We start from the raw sequence: 18,935 nt of genomic DNA on the forward strand, positions 1-18,935 counted from the left end.
TGCTGATTCTAATCGAAATTCGGGTGTAAAATTAGGGCGTATTCTTTTAGTCATAGTGTCACCTATTAAATTATGAGGTGATGATATCACCTCTAACTAGGTGGCCAAATTTAATGTACCACTACAAAGATAGGAAGATAGGAAGATAGGAAGATAGGAGGAGCCAATGAAAGACGTTTACAGAGAAAGTTGTCGTGGATAATAGGCAAAAAAAAGCAGCCGACGAAGGCTGCTTCTAATAATTAAAGAGAGCAAGTTATTACGCGGTTGCTATTACTGCTTGCTGGTGGCGTGCTTTTGTCACCAGAATGAAACCTATAATAGCGATAAAGCCTGTGATGAACATCGCTACTGTGACTGTTAATAAACCAAATCCAGCAAAGGCAGAGACTAAACCACTTGCCGCAAAGCAGACCATTGTTTGCATAAAGTTCAGTAGGCCAGCAGCCGTTGCACTACAATTTCTAAAATCAGATAAGGCAGCACTAATAACAAGTGGGTAAATTGCCCCATTAGCAACCGCAAGGAAGCAGAATGGAATAAGAATTGGCCAGATAGTCGTTACATTGATTGAGATTGAAATAACAAACATAATCAAAACGCTGCTAAAGAACAGTGCCAAAATCCATGGTAGAAGCTTTTTACTCTCAAAATGATTCAGCAAAGTACGACAGCCGTAACCACCGACAATAAAGGCAACTGTTTGTGGTGCGTAGCTTAAGCCAATATCAGTGCCTGAATAACCCATTGCTGACATAACAAAAGGTGAGCCAGTTAAATAAGCAAAGAAAGCGGCTGAACATGCAGCAAATATTAGCATGTTACCCCAGAATTTCTTTGAGCTTAGAATTTGGTTGTAGTCACTACGCAGTTTAACCGTTAGCTTTTCTTGCTGTTGGCTAAGGCTAGCGCTCTCAGGCTCTTTTAGTGTCATGATAGCTAGCACTGCACCAAAACCAACTAATGCGATGAAAATACTACGCCAGCCTAATTGATGCTCAAGCATGGCACCTAATAAAGGTGCTAAAGCTGGAGACAATGCAACCAACGGCATGATTGTCGCAAACACACGCTCTGATACTTTGCCATCATAACGGTCAACCACAACCGCTTGCCAGATAACCGTTGCACTACATGCGCCTAATGCTTGCACAAAACGTGCAGCAAGGAAGACTTCAATGTTGGGGGCAAAAGAACATGCAATAGAGGCAAGGCTAAACAGCACCATACCGCCAACAAGTACTTTAATACGTCCTACACGATCTGATAATGGACCGTAAATAACTTGTCCTAATGCCATACCAAGTAGAAAGACACTGAGCGAAAGGCCGATAAGAGATTGGGTTGTTGCAAAGTCGGCACGGATCGTTTCAAACGAAGGTAAATACATGTCAGTAGCAAGGAAGCCAAGCATACTTAAACATGCAAACCAGAATAGGGTAATTTTAGAAGGGGTATTTTTCATTTTATACTTTTCGTCAATATTTCAATATGTACTAGTGTAATACTGGTTTTAATAGCTGTGAAACGCTAAAATTTAAACCATGCTTTCAAAAAATTTGATGTGATATGTTTTCTTATAATGATCTCCAAGTTATAGACGTAGTCGCCCGTCGTGGCAGCTTTTCAGGCGCTGCGGAAGAATTGCACAAAGTGCCTAGCGCCATCAGTTATACTGTTAGATTGATAGAAGAGCGTTTAGCTGTCGAATTATTTGTTCGATTGCATAGGCAGGTTAAACTAACGCCAGCAGGGGAGTATTTCGTTGAAGAATCACGCAAAATAATCAAACAGATGCAATTAATGAAATATCAAACACAACGCGTTGCCAATGGTTGGTCACAAAATGTATCTGTCGCTTTAGATACTGTGGTGCGTCAAAGTCGCGTTAATATGTTAGTTAAAGACTTTTATGAACATTTCCCTGATGTCGAATTACACCTCACCATGGAAGTATTTAATGGTGTATGGGATGCCTTAGCAGATGGACGGGCTGACATTGCCATTGGTGCAACTGCTGCAGTACCAGTGGGGGGAAGCTTTGATTATCGAGATATGGGAACATTAACGTGGAAGTTTGTGATTGATCCCCTGCATCCTTTAGCGACTTGTGATCATCCATTAGAACCGCATGAGTTAGCACAATATCCAGCCGTTTGTTTAGAAGATACCTCTCGTACGTTACCGAAACGGATCACATGGCTGATGGATAACCAACGCCGAATACTTGTTCCTAATTGGTACAGTGCAATGCAGTGTTTAAAAGCGGGGTTAGGAGTGAGTGTAGTGCCAAGTCACATGGCCATTCCACTAATTGAAGCGGGAGAGCTAATTGAAAAAGAGTTAGCCATTAAACCGTCAGTGAGTCCTTGTTGTTTAGCATGGAATACTGAAACCATGAATCCCGCGGTAAGTTGGTTATTAGATTATTTAGGAGATAGCGAACAGTTACATCATCAGTGGGTACGTTGAGTAACGGTTACTTGTGATAAAGAGAAGACGTTGAAAAATGAAAAGAGATCGCTGGATGAGGTTGTGCTACATCCAGCGGTATTAATTTAATTTTTTAGAGTGTGGTAACCTGCCCAAATACGTGTTGCGGTGGTGATCCAGCATAGTGAGCCAAAAATCCAGGCAATAGTGGCAAAGTGCTGCGGAAGTAAACAAAACAAAACAAAACAGGCAATGGTTTCAGTACCTTCCGTGAGACCACCAATGTAATACAACGATTTATGTTTATATACTGGACTTTCTATATTGCGTTTCCCTGCCATAATTGCAAACGCAAGAAAGCTTGAGCCAGTTCCGATAAAAGAAAAGATCAAGAATGCGCCAGCAACGGCATTGTATTGTGGATCGGCTAATACAAAGCCAAATGGAATCAAAGAATAAAATAAGAAATCTAACGTAATATCAAGAAATCCGCCACAATCGGTAATGCCTTGACGGCGTGCCACTGCACCATCTAAGCCATCAAATAGTCGGTTAATAATAATGAAAAATAGTGCTAATCCATAATACTCAAAGGCTAATGCAGGGAGTGCAAACAGGCCAATCACAAAACCGCTGAGGGTGATTTGATTAGCACTAATTCCATATTTTTCAGGCAACATCGCCAGCTTTGCTAATGGCTGACGTATAAGAGTAATACTGTAACGGTCGAGCATGTGGTGTCCTGCTTGAATATTTATTGCCAAGGCCAGTGTAAAACATCGCCATTTGGGGGGATATCATCGTCGTCATGTGTGACCATCAATGCCGGAATATTGCGTTGTTGAATTTGATTAAACACAAATTGACGAAATGCTGCGCGTAGGGTTTTATCTAATTTACTAAAGGGTTCATCAAGTAATACTGCTTGGGGTTGCGACAATAATAATCGCATCATACTTATCCTTGCTCGTTGACCTCCGGAAATTTCATGGGCTTGCTGATGTTGTAAATGGAGTAAATTCAATTCGTCTAATGTGGCTAACGCTTGGTGCTTACGTTGGCTACCTTTAATATTTTGTGGTAACCCAAACGCGAGATTTTGCCAAATATTAAGGTGAGGAAACAGTAAATCATCTTGAAAAACAATACCTATATGGCGCATATTAGGTGCTAACGAGGTTATTGATTGTTTATTAAGCTGTATTTCACCTGTGACTGTGAAGTCAGGGGCTAGGTGACCTGCAATCGCACTAAGAATAGTGGATTTACCACTGCCACTAGGCCCCATTAACGTCATTATTTCTCCCGCTTCAACCTCAAAAGTTAACGGGCCTATCACGACATTATTATTACGATGACGTAAGGTTAATTGTGAAACAGAAAGGGCCATAAGATTACCTGCTTATTTGAGTTTGAGCGGGTGATGATTTGCGTTGTGCTAATACCATCGCGATAGTAAAAAAGACCAAAGGTAATAATCCTTGTAATAGCCCATAAATTGCACTGATGCGTCGGTCTTGGCCGCTAGCAAGCGTTACCGCTTCAGTGGTTAAGGTGGATACGCGCCCAGCGCCTAGCATTTGAGTGGGTAAATATTGTGCCAAACTGACACTACAGCCAACCGCAAAGGCTAACCATAATGCAGGTTTTAGCTGTGGAAACTTAACTCGCCACCATGTTTGCCAGCCATTTAAGCCTAAACTTCTTGCTGTTTGATCTAATCGTTGATCATAACTGCGCCATGGCCCATCTAACGTAAGATAAATATACGGGAAAACATAAAGCCAATGGCTCCAAATTACCCATTGCCAAAAATAGTGGCCAGAGACAAAAGAGACCGCTGTCTGCATACCAAATAATAGCGATAATTGTGGCGCAACCATTGGAATCGCGATCAGTACTGTAGGGATTCCACGTTGATACTTTTGGCGATATTCAAGGCAAAGAATCACCATGATTAAGGCACAACAGCTGCTGATTAATGCGAGAAAAATACTGTTACCGATGAGCTGTTGTAGTGGTTCAAATTGCTGTTGCCAAAAACGGACACTATAACGGCTGGGGAGTAAGTCAGGAAAACGCCACCGTAAAGCAAATGACCATACAGCCAAAATAGGCAGCATAATTAACGGTAACAATAATAAACCATGACTAAAAAAAGCGGCAATAGGCGAGGGAATTCGACGGGTTGAGTGTCGAATTGCGCCGCGATATTGCCATGATGTTGCGTATGATAATCGCCACCATTCTATTAAACGTAATAGTCCAAAAGTAATGATGACAATACCAAATAATAACAATGCTCCTGCTGCTGCGCGTGGAAGTTGGGTTAAGTCACCATCAGTAAACCATTGCCAAATTAGCATTGAAAATGTGCTGGGGTGAGTGGGGCCAATAATTAATGCCACATCAACCACGGCAAGTCCGTAACCAGCAACCGCGAAAATCGCCAAGCGTAATTTGGGTAGCCATAGCGGCAGTATAACCATGTACCATATTTGTTGATGGTTGTATCCCAGACTCATAGATGCTTGATAAAGACGTTTTATATCCAGCTGTTTTAGAATACTGATGCTCATTAATAATAAAAAGGGTGTTTCTTTAATGGCTAATGCAAACAGTAATCCTAAACCAAAGCTATCATGAATAAGCACAGGATAAAGAGTATCTGCGAGGCCTGTATGGTGCCAAATACGGGCAATCCAGCCTGTTGATGAGAACATCAGCCCAAAACCAAGCACAAAAGCAATATGAGGGAAAGCGAGTAACGGGGCTAGTAAGCGTTCAATTTTTTGCCACTTTGGGCTAAGCCAATAGCGGCGCAATATCAAATAACACCACCATAGTGCCAGTAATGTACTGCCTAAACCTGACAGTAGTGTTAAAGCAATTGAATGACCAAGATCAGGCCAGGCAAAAAGTTGCTGCCAACCTAATAGCGATGGTTGATGCATGTTTAATGCTGGTAGCCATGCAAAAGCAGGTGCAAGCATACCAAGAAAGCCAATGATCAATGGACTTGCAAATAGCAATAATGTGACAACAAATATAATGGCTAACATAGGGCTCAAATAAACATCAAACAAGGAAAGCTAACTTGCTATCATAATGCAAGTTAGCTTAATTTATAATAAATATAACAGTGAGTTAGTTACTGTAAATTAGTTGCCGTATCTTAGCTGCCATTGATGTTCAATTGCTGCTAGCCATGTTGGGTTTGGCTCTGCAATTGAAGGGTAAGGCGTAAAGCTCGGTTTGTTATATGATGGCGGCAATTGTTTAAACGCCTGCGGACTTAAAATAGTAGGATCTCCCCACACATTGGTGTCAGCTTTGTGCGCTTGTGCTTCTGGGCTTAATAAGAAATTAATCGCTACTAATGCACCGGCTTTGGCATTTGCGTTCCACGGAATTGCAACAAAGTGGATGTTAGTTAATGCGCCAGCACTAAAGGCATAAGTTTTTGCTTTATCAGTTAAATTACCATTCGCAATGGCTGCAGCTGCCGCATTAGGGTTAAAGGTGATCGCTAATAATAATTGTTGATCATCAAGTAACTGTACCGTTTCAGCTGTGCCCGCAGGGAATTGCTTTCCTTGATGCCATGCTACTTTGTGGAGCTGATCAAGATAATGCCATAATGGTGCTGTTACGCGATCAAACAGCGCTTGATCTTTAGGTAACTGTAAGGGTTGATATAATGCTTTTTTGTCTGGTGTGAGTTCTAACAGTGCTGCTTTTAAAAAGCTTGTTCCATGAAACTCTGGTGGCTTAGGGTAGCTAATTTTTCCAGGATGTTGCTGAGCTAAAGCTAATAATGCCTTGAAGCTTTTGGGTGGATTTTTTAGCGTTTCAGGATCATAAATAAACACCAGTTGGCCAACACCCCATGGTGCTTCTAGTTCTTGAGTTGGTTCAGAGAAGTCTTTATCAATAGGCAGTGATTTATTGACATATTTCCAGTTTGGAAGCTGATGCGTAAATGGCCCATACAACAGCCCATTTTGCTTCATTGAACGAAAGTTTTCGCCATTGATCCATACCATATCAACACTACCACCGCTGTTTTTGCCTGCGGTTTTTTCTGCCAATAAACGTTGTGTGGTTTCCGCTATATCGGTCACTTTAACTTGTTTTAAAGTGACACCATAACGCTGTTGTAATTGGGTATTAGCCCATAACAGATAATCATTTATTTCTTGGCTGCCACCCCAAGCATTAAAATAGACGGTTTCTCCCTTAGCTTGAGCAAGGGTTTGTTGCCATGTGGGCATAATATTAACGTTTTTATGCTGTTCACTGGCGTGTGCCGTTACACTACCAATGACCAGTGCAGCAGTTAACGTCAGCTTTTTTAAAGTAGAAAATGCTGTTATCACAATCGATATCCTTATTGGCGTAATGATTAATTACGCATCCAGTGGTGATATTTTTTGACCCAAGCAAGCAGTTTTTGAGGGGCATGGGCTTGTTTCCATACGCCAGCGGTGTATTTTGCACCTTCACTCATGGTTGGGTAAGGATGAATCGTGCCTAAGATCTTATTTAGCCCTAAGTTATGACGCATTGCGAGCGTAAACTCAGCTAATAAATCACCGCCATGGTGACCAACAATAGTGGCACCCAGAATCTTATCGCTACCTTTAGGGGTTAATATTTTAATAAAACCTTCATCATAACCATCAGCAATAGCGCGGTCTAAATCATCCAATCCATAGCGGGTGATTTCATAATCAATCCCTTGCGCTTGCGCTTCTTTTTCATTAATGCCAACTCTTGCTAATTCAGGTGCCGTGTAAGTGACGGCCGGAATAACTGAATAATCGACTTTAAATTTTTTAATGGCACCAAATAGGCTATTAACCGCGGCATACCATGCTTGATGTGCAGCTACGTGAGTTAATTGGTAAGGGCCAGCAACATCACCGACGGCATAAATATTAGGATATTGTGTTTGTAGGTATTGGTTTACAGCGACAGTGCCACGCTCTGTTGTGGTAATGCCGAGTTCCTCTAAACCAAATCCTTGCACATTTGCAACACGGCCTAAAGCGACCATTACTGCATCAAACTCGATGCTAACTTGTTGGTTGTTATGTTCAACGATGGCACGTTGAATTCGTTGACCATTATCATCAAACGTTGATTCAAATTGAACAGCATTATGTTGCAGTAAGATATTAACGCCATCGTGTACAAGCGATTGTTCAACTAATTGAGCAGCATCGCGATCTTCACGATTTAATAGCTGAGGTGATCTTTCAACAATAGTGACTTCGGCACCTAATCGACAAAAACTTTGTGCTAATTCACAGCCAATAGGGCCACCACCAAGGATTAATAATCGCTTAGGCAGGGCAGTTAATTGCCACACAGTATCAGATGTTAAGTAATTAACAGTATTCAAACCAGGTATGGCTGGTACTAATGGACGCGCACCCGTTGCGATAACAATATTACGGGTTGTAATACGGGTGCCATTCACTTCAACTTCCCATGGCGAGACAATAGTTGCATCACCGGTAATACAATTTACGCCAAGCTTACTGTAACGCTCGATAGAATCATGGGGTTCAATTTTAGTAATGACTTTATGAATGCGGCCCATCACTTGTGTAAAATCGATATTATCAATGTGAGCATCGATACCAAGTGCTGATGCATTTTTGATATCAGCCGCAGTATGTGCTGCACGAATAAGTGCTTTTGATGGAACACAACCAGTATTTAAACAATCGCCTCCCATTTTGTGACGTTCAATAAGAGTAACATCTGCTTTTACTGCGGCAGCAATGTACGCGCTAACTAAACCGCCAGAACCTGCACCAATGACAACTAGATTCTGATCAAAGCGAGCGGGCTTTTGCCATTGTTTGTATTGTTTTTTAATAGCCATTGTTTTCATGATCCATTTTGTAAGTAATGGGAAAATGCCAAGTAGAACTAAAGAGAATAAAACGGGGGCAGAGATGATGCCACTGAGTGAATCTATTTTTCCAAGTTGAGTACCCGCATTAATATAAACGGCAGTACCCGCTAACATTCCTAATTGGCTAACCCAGAAAAAAGTACGGGTTTTAATTATGGTTAATCCCATTAAAAGATTAATAAGGAAAAAAGGGAAAACAGGAATTAAACGTAAACTTAGCAGATAAAATCCGCCTTCTTTCTTTATGCCATCATTTAAGGTTGTTAAGCGATTACCAAATTTTGCTTGTACCCAATCACGTAAAATAAAACGACTAGATAGAAAGGCCAGTGTTGCGCCTATTGTACTGGCAAAAGACACCATAATTAGGCTGGCCCAGAAACCAAATAAAGCTGCGCCTAATAAGGTTAATATTGATGCGCCAGGAATAGACAGAGCAGTGACTAAAATATATAAACTAAAAAAGCCAATATAAGATGTAATTGGATTTTCAATAATATAGTCTTGCAGGGTTAATTGTTCACGTTTAGCCGCTTCAAGGGTAAGGTATTGGCCAAGGTCAAAATAAAACCAAGTGCCAATAATTGCCAATATAACGGTAAGCAACAAAAGTTTATTACTTTTCATCGTGGCTCCTTTGTTGAGGCCGAATAGGTAATGAGCAAAAACCTTGTGCAGGAACATCTAGCGCAGTATTAAACTTAGCGGATAAATTTTGAAAACTCACTAATGCGGTTAATTCAATAATATCATCGCTGCTATACCATGTTGCAAGCGCTGCTAGCATTTCATCACTGACATGTTGATCGCTAAGAGTCATTGCTTCGGTATAAGCTAACACTGCTTGTTCTTGCTCTGAAAAGTGATCAGAAGATTGCCAGTGTGCAAGTGCTTTAATTTTTTCTAATGAATGGCAGCGCTCTGCTAATTTCATGCCGTTAGCGTCAACACAGAAAGCACAATCATTTAGTTGTGATACTCGTACACAGACTAATGAACGTATCACTGCATCAATCGGTGATTTTTTACGATCAAGGTAACCAAAGAACAAAGCCACTAACCAGAAAAGCACTGGTTTTTGTCCCCATAGTTTCGCGGGATTGAGAATATTGCCAAAATGGCGTTTTTGAAGCCATAGCAAAGGTTTGACCCATAATGAGAATGTTTTTTTGGTTAATATACGCAAGGTATGTCCTTATTAAATGAGAATCACATCGACTCTTAAGTAGCAAGACCGAGGGAAGTGATATTGTATTTCATTTAATGACAAAAATTTTTATTATTCAAAAAATTATTAGATATAACAAAGAACAAATAACAATAATGAATGTATGAATTGTTACATTTTATGTGGTGAATGATGCTTTAGTGTGGTATTGGATAAATATTCGTTCAAGAACGTTAAAAATACGTTTTTATGAAGGATGTATCTATGATTTTCGATATAAAGAATAAACAGGATCTTGGATAACTATTTTTTCATGGAATGTGTATTTTTAATTGTGCTGTATAATTAATGTACACAGTAAGATGTGTTCAGAGGAAGTGCAGGTTCAAGTAAGGATAGTTTGGAAAGATTATATGCAGATATCGAATAAAATAAATTAAAGAGGCACTGAGCCTCTTTATTCTTAAGCGTCACTTAGCCAGTTGACGAATATATTTATTATAGTTTTGCGAGCAGTTCGTTACGTCTACTTTCTGGTATTACAGACCAATGTTGGCCATGTATAGCACCTTCTAGAGCCCATAATAATTCTAAACTTAATGATGCCTCTTGTGTTTTTTGTAATGCCTTATAGGCGTTGAGTGCACCAAGATCGTATAGTTGATCAATAGTTTGAATACCTGCTTTTTTGAGCATTCTTTCATTTGATAGGCGTAAGTTAGGTAAATCTTTTATCCTAGCTGGCGCGCAACATTCTTTTGCTTTTTTATCAGCAAGTGCTGCTTCAAGAGAATATTTAGCTTGCTCTATTATTTTTTCAGGTTCTTCCCACCATTCATCAAGAATTGCGTAATGTTTAGTTATTACAGGAAACCCACGTTTCTTATAGATGTACGGTTCTAATCCCGCTTGTTGAAACTCCTCTTCAGTTTTAGCGTTTGCTCTTAGGTGAAGTTTATTATTAACCACAAGTGCGAACATTGCTTCGCCTGCGAAAATACCAAAGCCACCAAACATAGAACGCGATTTAACATTACCTAAATGGTCTAATAATTTTAATGAGTTTTTTAATATTGGTTTATCCATACTTCTACTCGGTGAATAAATGAGTGTCACCTAACATTAAAGTAGTCGTAAATTGACTTATTATTAAAGTTATTTACGAGAGAATTTTCCTACTCTAAATCATCCATGTATCACTTTATAAATAATATTATCAATATAGAAGTATTATTTATAATTTGTAAGTCTTTTGCTTACTATTATATGTATTTACAAGACCTATTATATTCGATCTTTTAAAAAGGTAAGTTTTAATATTAATTAAAGCTGATGAATCTGTGAGTTTGTTCATGTTTTTGAGAATAAGATATTTTTTGTAGGATCATCGAGCGAAATTCATTAGCTATAAAAAAGCCAATAAAAATATTGGCTCAATCAAAAGGGGGCGTGTTAGCGTAAATCCTTTACTGACTTGCGCTCAACGATGGCTGGCGTCATTTCAAAGATTTGAGGTTCATGATCTTTGTTCTTCATGCGTTCCATTAAAATCTTAATGGCGGTTTTACCTAAACGACGCTTTGGCTGATGGATAGTTGTTAATGGTGGCGCGAAGTAAGGCGCAAGATCAATATTGTCGTAGCCAATAATTGAAATATCACCAGGAACGCGTAACCCTGCTTGTTCAAAAGTACTGATCAGTGCCATTGCCATAATATCATTGAAACAGAAAATGGCGGTTGGGCGATCTGTCATTGCAATATACTTCTCAGCAGCTTCAACGGCTGAATCACACTCAAAGTCACCTTCAAGAATCCAGTTTTCGTTAACCGCTAAGTTTGCTTCTGCCATTGCTTTATTAAAGCCTTTTAGGCGTTCACGACACGTTGATTTATCGTTGTGGCCTGATAAACAACCGATACGGCTATGACCATGATCGATAAAATACTTAGTCGCAATGTAGCCACCTTGCTCAGCATTATCCTGAATTTTATCAGTATGTGGGCTTTCTGGACCCCAATCCATCACTACCATTGGTAGGTCTTTTTGACGCTCAAGTAGATCCAGTAATTTCTGATCAAGATCAGAACACATTACCAATAAGCCATCGACACGCTTTTCTGCAAGCATGCGCAAGTAATCATATTGCTTAGAAAGGTTACCTTCAGTGTTACATAAAATGAGCGTGTAACCTTCACGGTAGCAATACTCTTCAACACCATGTACAACCTCAGCAAAAAAAGGGTTGGTTGACTTAGTGACTAGCATGCCAATTGTACGGGTTGTATTACATTTTAGGCTACGCGCAACAGCACTTGGTGCGTAGTTAAGCTCTTCAACAGCAGCAAGTACTTTTTTCTGTGTTGCTTCTGCGACAAAGCGCGTTTTATTGATCACGTGTGAAACTGTTGTAGTTGAAACGCCAGCCATACGTGCAACATCTTTAATGGTTGCCATATTTATTCTTCTAATAATGGGTGCTAGAGATGTTTCTAGCTAATCGTGAGGTACCAAATTGAGTAATTACTGAGATGAATATAATTCAATGTTTTTCGGTAAAGTCTCTCGTTAATTATTCAATTTGGCACCAATAATGTGTCTACTGCATACTTAAATAGTATTAACACTAAAAGCCGCATTTATTCGCGGCTTTATAATTATTGCATATTTTTCAAGTGTAATCGCTTGCGTTCACATTTTACTGAGTGTTACGCGTAGTGCAACGTTTCAATTGTCTGGGAGTAAATTATTTGATAACTATCAACAAAAAATCGTAAATTTCAGTAATTTTACTGAAATTTACAAGAGATAATCAAAAAGACGATGAACTTTAATACTAGGATAGTAGATAAGGATAACCATGAACAGGGTGGGGATGTACGGAAATGTTCCAACCGTAGACATTGTTAATTATTTCAGGCTGTAATGCTTGCCATGGTGATCCATCGGCTTGAATCTTACCGTGTTGAATAATGACCATACGTTGAGCATATTGCGCAGCTAAGTTGAGGTCATGTAATACGATGATAACCGCGGCACCTTTTGCTGCCATGGTTTGTGCCATTTGTAGCGTTTTATGCTGGTGGGCGAGATCTAAGGCAGATGTTGGCTCATCTAACATTAGAATACATTTATCATCAGCTTGACTGAGTTGTGTTAGCACGCGTGCGAAATGGATTCGTTGTTTTTCACCCCCTGATAACGTGGGATATAAGCGTGGTGCAAGATGAAGAACATCAGTATTACGCATGGTTGTGAGGGTGATATCGTCAATTTCTTGGCGTGACAAACATAGCGGCATAGTGCCAAGTTCAACCACTTCTTTACAGGTAAAGGCGAAAGACAGCGAACTGTGTTGCGGTAAAATACCTAAATGACACGCCAGTTCAGATCGTTGCCAATCTTCAATATCGCGATTAAAAAATGTAACCTGCCCACTTTCAGGTGTTATTTCACCGCAGAGTATTTTAAGTAACGTGCTTTTTCCTGCGCCATTAGGCCCAAGTAGCGCCGTTATTTCACCCGCTTTTATATCAATATTAAAGTCATCTAATAATACTTTTCCTGCCAATGTTAATTGCAAATCACGTGCCGAAATGACAGTTGGGCGTGCAGAGGTTACCGTCATGCGATTCTGCCTTTTTGTTTATTCAATAGATAAATGAAGAATGGAGCGCCTAAAATAGCGGTAATAATACCAACGGGGAGTTCTTGTGGTGCAAAAGCACTACGCGCGATCATATCTGCGACAAGTAAAATTAAAGCACCTAGAATAGCTGAGATTGGCAATAATGTTTTATGATTAGGGCCTGAAATCATGCGCCCTAAATGGGGGATCACCAGACCAATAAAGCCAATAGGACCTGTAATAGCAACGGTAATCCCCACACCAGCAGCACATACAATAATTAAACTGCGCTTTAGATGTTGAACATTAACACCCATATGACGAGCTTCAGCTTCTCCTAATAAAAAGGCGTTCAATGCATTAGCTTGGCGATAACAATAATAATAGATAACAATGAGGCTCACAAAGGCAAGACAGATACTTGACCAAGTCGCCCCTGCAAGTGATCCCATTGACCATAATGAAAAATCACGTAGCGCTTGATCATCGGCAATATAGTTAAGTAGCCCCAAACCAGCACCAGAAATAGCACCAATTGCGACACCTGCTAATAGCATTACCACGACAGATGTACCGTTTTTATCGGTGCCAAGGTGATACACCAAATATGTGCTCAGCGCGCCACCCAAAAAAGCGAAGAAGGGCACAGCGCCAATGTTCATTAATAATGGATATTGCGTCATTAACGGGGTAAACAAAATGATCGCAAACGCCGCGCCTAGGCCTGCTCCTCCTGAAATACCAATAATACCTGGGTCTGCGAGGGGGTTACGAAATAAACCCTGTAGAACAGCACCGCAAATAGCCAGTATTGCCCCGATAGCAATACACAATAATGTTCGTGGTAGACGTATTTGATGGATCACGAGATTAATATGAGCGGCAAGCTGATGGTCTCCAGGTAATAACGCTATAAAACTATCTTTATAACTGATATCCATCGGTCCAATCGCAATTGAGCTTAATAATGCAAAGAGCAATGACCCAATACTGATAGCGTAAATAACATGGGGTGAAATACGGCTGTCGTTCATGATGGCTTTATCTCAGATTACGATTGTGGGTAGAAAATATGATTAAGGCGCATGGCTTCATTAATACTATGGATGCCTAAGCCACCAATTAATGCCGTCCCATCAATCACGGCAATCGCATTATTTTTTGCCGCAGGGGTTGCCTCTAAGACGGGCATTTTTTTGATAAGTTGTGCCATGTCTTTGATGGAGGCTGTTGTACGGTTACTGAGTAAAATAATGTCGGGTTGCATTTGTAAAATAGCCTCTGTTGAAACCGGTTTATAGTTTGCGACAACGGCTGCCGCTGGGTTTATTGCCCCCGCTAAAGTGATAATACTGTCGGCGGTGGTATTTTTTCCGGCAACGCTAATTGGTCGTCCATCATGAATCATTAAGAACAATACTTTTTTAGGCTGAGTCTGGTGTGAATTGTTTTGTTTAATTGTTTTTACTGTGGTGGTTATGGTCTGTTTAAGCTGCTGCGCTTGTTGTGAATGTTGGGTTAAGGCTGCCACTTGATCGATTCGATGCAGTAAATCAGACACCGTTTCGCCACCGTTAACAATATCGACCTCAATTCCCGATTGCTTTAACAATGTTAATGTCTTTGGTGGACCCATTTCATCGGAGCCAATAATGCGAGTCGGGGCTAAAGCAATCAGGCTTTCTGCTGACAGTTGACGGTGATAACCGACTTTAGGCATATCATCCGCCACCAGTGTTTTACTGGTTACATCGACGGCAATTAATTGTTGCTCGGCCCCTAATGCATTAATGATTTCAGTAATAGCCGCACCAGCGCTAATAACTCTTGCTGTATTTGAATTTGTTTGTGCATGGGCTAAGGGACTAAATAAGCTTGATGCGGAGATAAACAGTGTGGTTGATAACAGTATTTTTTGAGAAATATGTCGTAAAAAAGGTGTAGTTATAAAAGGTGCAGTTATAAAAGAGGTATGACGGTCCATTATTGTTGATCTTCCATTAATAGTTGCGTGGCTTTAATGTCGTTTTTTTGTAGAAAAGCTAATAACTTGAGCATCTGTTCGACGGAGGCTTTTTTATCAGCGCCAATAACGACGGGTTTATTTGCATGTGCTTTTACAGCGGCTAATAGTTGTTGTGAAAAGTTATCCCAGTTGTCGACCGATTGACCATCTAATGCCCAATAAGGTTCAGCGGCAACGAGATTTATCGTGATCGGATCGGCTTTGGTTGTTTGTAATATTTGAGTCGCGGTTTGCGGTAATTCCACATCTAATGCTTTAATTTTTACTGTTGCGGTAAGTAATAAAAACACCATCACAATAAAAATAATATCCAATAAAGGCGTTAAATCAGGGGTAAGTTCATCTGCATTTTGCTGATGATTATTGATACTAATCATGCTGATTTGCCATTGTAAGCCGGGTTTTCTTCACAAGTATCACATGGTTTTACTGGGCTATTACCAACATCAATGTTCATGCCTTCTAACCATAAATTACAACGATTTAGACTGTGCTCTAATGTCGCCATGATGCTATCGGCCCATAAGCCTAATAATTGTGAGCCTGTAATGGCAGGCAGGGCAATAATCAAGCCAGCTGCGGTAGTGCGCATTGCTAAACCTAGACCATCAGCAAGATCACTGGGAGTCACAGAGCCTGTTGATAAGGCAATGCCTTTAAACATTTCAATTAAGCCCAACACCGTACCAAGTAAACCTAATAGCGGACTAATCACACCAATTAAACTCAGTAATCGTAACCCTGAACGTAATTGTTGACGTTTTTGAAGTAGCCAAATGCTTGCGGCATCTTCACGTAATGGTTTCGTAAAATGACGATGGGAAATCAGCATCGAGATGCCTTTACATAATAATGGCCGTTGGTGTTTCAGTTGTTCTGCTAACTGATCAAGCGCGCGATCATCATGGCGATTTTGTTTATCTAAAAGGGCGGTGACTTTGGTTTTTCCAACGCCAGTACAGAGTAATACTTGTATAAACCGTTCAACTAAAATCATGACCGTTAATGCTGAACACGTAAGCAGCGGCCATGTCATAAGGCCAAATTGTTGGGTGAGGTTGTCAATAACAGTCATGGTTTAGTCCAGTTTAAAACGTACAGGGATCTGTACTCGGTGGGCAATTGCCTTACCGTTTACAATATGAGAAGAAAAATGCCATTTTTTGATCGCCGCGATTGCCGCGTTATCTAAGATCTGTGCACCGGATGACTTGATCAGTTTTTGCTTGAGTTGTTGTCCTTTTATATCAATCCAGACTTCAATCAGTACTTGACCTTCAATGCCACGACGTTTGGCTAATTTGGGGTAATTGACAGCGCCAGGTCGTGTTACAAAGGTCGGCTTTGATACCAACTGTAATGCTTGTGTTCCTGCGTTATCGACAGCGGTGGCTGCTGTTTTATTCGCTTGATTTGACGGTGCTTTTGTTGATTTTAGTGCTGTTTTTGTATCTGTCGTCGTTGTTGGTGTTACAGCTGATGATGTCTGCTTTAAAGGTTTTGTATGCGTAAGCTGCTTTTTCTTTACAGGGGGGACAGTTTTCTTTTGTGTTGCTGCTTTCTTTTGCGCTATTGCTTTATTCGACGTTCGTGCTTTTTTAGATATCGCTTTATCTACTGTTGTGGTCTTTGTTAAGCGCTTCATGGTTGATGCAACAGGGGGCTTTACTGGCACAGACTTTGTTGGTACCGATTCGGTCGGGGTGGATACTGGCGTTACCGTTGGCGGTGGTGTTTTCACTACAGCAGGTGGAACAGCAACAAAGGTTAAACTGACACGTGGCGTATCGGTTCCTATCGTCAGTGTGATTGGATCCTTGGTAGGCATCGCAGCAAGAAACATACTATGAACCAACAATGATACCGCCCCAGCGGCAACGTAACGTTTTGTATTCACTATTATTACCTAAAAATAACACTAAAAAGAACGTCGTCAATAGTGATTGAATATTGATGCAAAATATCACTCCCTGTATATATTGTCCGTTTTGTTATATTTTTCATGAGGTTAGTAATATTATAATTAATATTAGCACTTTATTTTTAGCTATTATCCATGAAATGCGAATAATATCAATTATCATTTGCAATATTATTCAATGGCAAATATCATGGCCGCAAATGAGATTAAGAATCATTGATGGGAATGGCAATGTACCGTTTCTGCATTGAAATCTTGAAATAAGCAGCTTAAAAAGTGATAGCAAATAATCATAAATGATGTGATGTGGGTCGATTTGTCGCCAACCTTATCGAAGTTACACGTGACAAGTTACTAAAGAGGGGCTAGTGGATATAGCCATTAATATGATAAATGCCGAACAACCTATATTGCCTATAAATACGCCAGCTAGTTTGGATATATCTAGTTTTGGTGGTGATATATTTGGAGAAAATACGCCGGATCCGTTGCGATTTGGTTTTCGACGTAAATTATCGGCACATGCTGGTGGTGGCAGTCATAATCCTATTGCTCCAGACCAAACACAGCCGTTAGCACAGCAGATTTTGCAGCTAACAGACCCACCTTTTAATAAGCGTTGTTTATACGTTCATATTCCATTTTGTCGTGTACGTTGTACTTATTGCAGTTTTTTTGAATATGCATCAAGCCAACGTCTGATTGATGATTATTTTGCAGCATTAATGGTTGAGCTTAAGTATAAAGCCGCGCAACCATGGACGCAGGCTGCACCTTTTCAAGCGGTCTATATTGGTGGCGGTACTCCGACAGATTTAACTGCGGCACAAATTAAACAACTCGGCACCATGATTCGCCATCACTTTCCGTTAGCCTCTGATTGTGAGTTAACGCTAGAAGGGCGAATTAACCGTTTTAGCGATGAAATGTTTGAATCGGCACTTGAAGGCGGGTTTAACCGTTTTTCTTTTGGTGTGCAAAGTTTTGATACACAAGTGCGCCGTAAAGCAAAACGTTTAGATGATCGTGACATAGTGCTGAAACGCGTCAGTGAGTTAGCAGCAACCGATCAAGCGCCAATTGTGATTGATTTACTCTATGGACTGCCATACCAGAATCTTGATGTGTGGCAACAAGATTTAAATGATTTTCTTGATTCTGGTGCCCATGGTGTTGATTTATATCAGCTGATTGAAATGGGCAATACGCCAATGGGGAAAATGGTTGAACAAGGCCGTTTACCAGAGCCGGCTGATACTATGACTAAAGCTTCAATGTTTGAAATGGGGGTAGATTATATGGCTAAACATCATCTACGCCGTTTAAGTGTTAATCATTGGGCGCGCGATAACCGCGAACGAAGTTGCTATAACAGTCTTGCTAAAACCACCGCAGAAGTCTTACCGCTAGGGGCGGGTGCAGGGGGCAATGTTGGCGGTTATGGTTATATGCAACATCGCAAACTTGAACGTTATATGGATGATGTTAATAACCAACGAATTCCACTCGCGATGATGGTTAAATCATCACCTCATGCTGCGGTTAATACGGCAATTAAAGCGGGCTTTGATCGTGGAGTGATTGTTGCAAAACAACTCGATAAGCAAGCCGGTTGGCCATTGTTTAGTTTTTGCATGCCATTATTTCAACAGTGGCAACAACATGGTTTTGTTGAAATAGAACAACTCGGGCATCACCGCTATTTAAATCTGACGTTAGCGGGGCAATTTTGGGCGGTAACGCTGGCGCAAGCCTTGATTCAAGTAATAACGACTGCAACGGTAAAAGCACAATCTTAACCGTGTGAAAATTAAATTTATTAGCTAATTG

17 protein-coding genes are annotated in these 18,935 nt (G+C 40.4%); 2 read left to right on the forward strand and 15 right to left on the reverse strand.

All coding sequences use genetic code 11. The features are described from left to right. Positions 1 to 259 precede the first annotated feature (259 nt). Complete coding sequence (punC, locus tag C9I86_RS10385; RefSeq protein WP_107276308.1) at positions 260 to 1,465, reverse strand: purine nucleoside transporter PunC; 1,206 nt, start codon at positions 1,463 to 1,465, stop codon at positions 260 to 262. 104 nt (positions 1,466 to 1,569) lie between these two features. Between punC and punR the strand changes: the two genes are divergently transcribed. Continuing rightward, complete coding sequence (gene punR / locus C9I86_RS10390) at positions 1,570 to 2,472, forward strand: DNA-binding transcriptional activator PunR (protein ID WP_080157670.1); 903 nt, start codon at positions 1,570 to 1,572, stop codon at positions 2,470 to 2,472. Between the two features lie 86 nt (positions 2,473 to 2,558). Here punR and C9I86_RS10395 read toward each other — a convergent pair whose 3' ends face one another. From C9I86_RS10395 to C9I86_RS10460, 14 genes are all read right to left on the reverse strand, one after another. Beyond that, the gene (locus C9I86_RS10395) at positions 2,559 to 3,167 is read right to left on the reverse strand and encodes a CDP-alcohol phosphatidyltransferase family protein (protein ID WP_080157669.1); all 609 of its coding nucleotides are present in this window, start codon (positions 3,165 to 3,167) and stop codon (positions 2,559 to 2,561) included. 20 nt (positions 3,168 to 3,187) lie between these two features. Beyond that, positions 3,188 to 3,823 (reverse strand): ATP-binding cassette domain-containing protein, encoded by a 636-nt coding sequence (locus tag C9I86_RS10400; RefSeq protein ID WP_080157668.1) that lies wholly within the window; start codon positions 3,821 to 3,823, stop codon positions 3,188 to 3,190. 4 nt (positions 3,824 to 3,827) lie between these two features. Then, complete coding sequence (locus C9I86_RS10405) at positions 3,828 to 5,495, reverse strand: ABC transporter permease (protein WP_107276309.1); 1,668 nt, start codon at positions 5,493 to 5,495, stop codon at positions 3,828 to 3,830. A gap of 99 nt (positions 5,496 to 5,594) precedes the next feature. Then, positions 5,595 to 6,707 (reverse strand): ABC transporter substrate-binding protein, encoded by a 1,113-nt coding sequence (locus C9I86_RS10410; RefSeq protein ID WP_369925486.1) that lies wholly within the window; start codon positions 6,705 to 6,707, stop codon positions 5,595 to 5,597. Between the two features lie 131 nt (positions 6,708 to 6,838). Further along, on the reverse strand, positions 6,839 to 8,989 hold the full coding sequence (locus C9I86_RS10415; protein ID WP_107276310.1) for an FAD-dependent oxidoreductase: 2,151 nt from the start codon (positions 8,987 to 8,989) through the stop codon (positions 6,839 to 6,841). Then, positions 8,979 to 9,548 (reverse strand): carboxymuconolactone decarboxylase family protein, encoded by a 570-nt coding sequence (locus C9I86_RS10420; RefSeq protein ID WP_107276311.1) that lies wholly within the window; start codon positions 9,546 to 9,548, stop codon positions 8,979 to 8,981. The genes C9I86_RS10415 and C9I86_RS10420 overlap by 11 nt, the downstream gene beginning before the upstream one ends. A 480-nt stretch (positions 9,549 to 10,028) precedes the next feature. Then, positions 10,029 to 10,616, reverse strand: coding sequence for a TfoX/Sxy family DNA transformation protein (locus C9I86_RS10425; RefSeq protein ID WP_080157664.1), 588 nt, complete (start codon positions 10,614 to 10,616; stop codon positions 10,029 to 10,031). 366 nt (positions 10,617 to 10,982) lie between these two features. Further along, a complete protein-coding gene (gene purR, locus C9I86_RS10430; protein ID WP_080157663.1) occupies positions 10,983 to 11,987 on the reverse strand; it encodes an HTH-type transcriptional repressor PurR in 1,005 nt (334 codons plus the stop codon). 379 nt (positions 11,988 to 12,366) lie between these two features. After that, complete coding sequence (locus C9I86_RS10435) at positions 12,367 to 13,158, reverse strand: heme ABC transporter ATP-binding protein (protein WP_107276312.1); 792 nt, start codon at positions 13,156 to 13,158, stop codon at positions 12,367 to 12,369. Next, positions 13,155 to 14,192: an iron ABC transporter permease gene (locus C9I86_RS10440; RefSeq protein ID WP_107276313.1), complete on the reverse strand. Its 1,038-nt coding sequence runs from the start codon at positions 14,190 to 14,192 to the stop codon at positions 13,155 to 13,157. Before C9I86_RS10440 ends, C9I86_RS10435 begins: the two co-directional genes overlap by 4 nt. A gap of 17 nt (positions 14,193 to 14,209) precedes the next feature. Beyond that, positions 14,210 to 15,142 (reverse strand): hemin ABC transporter substrate-binding protein, encoded by a 933-nt coding sequence (locus tag C9I86_RS10445; protein ID WP_107275133.1) that lies wholly within the window; start codon positions 15,140 to 15,142, stop codon positions 14,210 to 14,212. Further along, a complete protein-coding gene (locus C9I86_RS10450) occupies positions 15,142 to 15,561 on the reverse strand; it encodes a biopolymer transporter ExbD (protein ID WP_045037016.1) in 420 nt (139 codons plus the stop codon). The genes C9I86_RS10445 and C9I86_RS10450 overlap by 1 nt, the downstream gene beginning before the upstream one ends. Continuing rightward, positions 15,558 to 16,259, reverse strand: a complete 702-nt coding sequence (locus C9I86_RS10455) for a MotA/TolQ/ExbB proton channel family protein (protein ID WP_045037015.1) — start codon at positions 16,257 to 16,259, stop codon at positions 15,558 to 15,560. The genes C9I86_RS10450 and C9I86_RS10455 overlap by 4 nt, the downstream gene beginning before the upstream one ends. A 3-nt stretch (positions 16,260 to 16,262) precedes the next feature. Further along, positions 16,263 to 17,081, reverse strand: coding sequence for an energy transducer TonB (locus C9I86_RS10460; protein WP_045040290.1), 819 nt, complete (start codon positions 17,079 to 17,081; stop codon positions 16,263 to 16,265). Positions 17,082 to 17,491: 410 nt separating this feature from the next. On the opposite strand from C9I86_RS10460, the gene hutW reads away from it, so the two are divergent. Further along, positions 17,492 to 18,904, forward strand: coding sequence for a heme anaerobic degradation radical SAM methyltransferase ChuW/HutW (gene hutW, locus C9I86_RS10465; RefSeq protein ID WP_107276359.1), 1,413 nt, complete (start codon positions 17,492 to 17,494; stop codon positions 18,902 to 18,904). Positions 18,905 to 18,935 lie beyond the last annotated feature (31 nt).

The sequence above is a fragment of the Photobacterium sp. NCIMB 13483 genome (assembly GCF_003025475.1).
In the GTDB taxonomy this organism is placed as follows: Bacteria; Pseudomonadota; Gammaproteobacteria; order Enterobacterales; family Vibrionaceae; genus Photobacterium; species Photobacterium piscicola.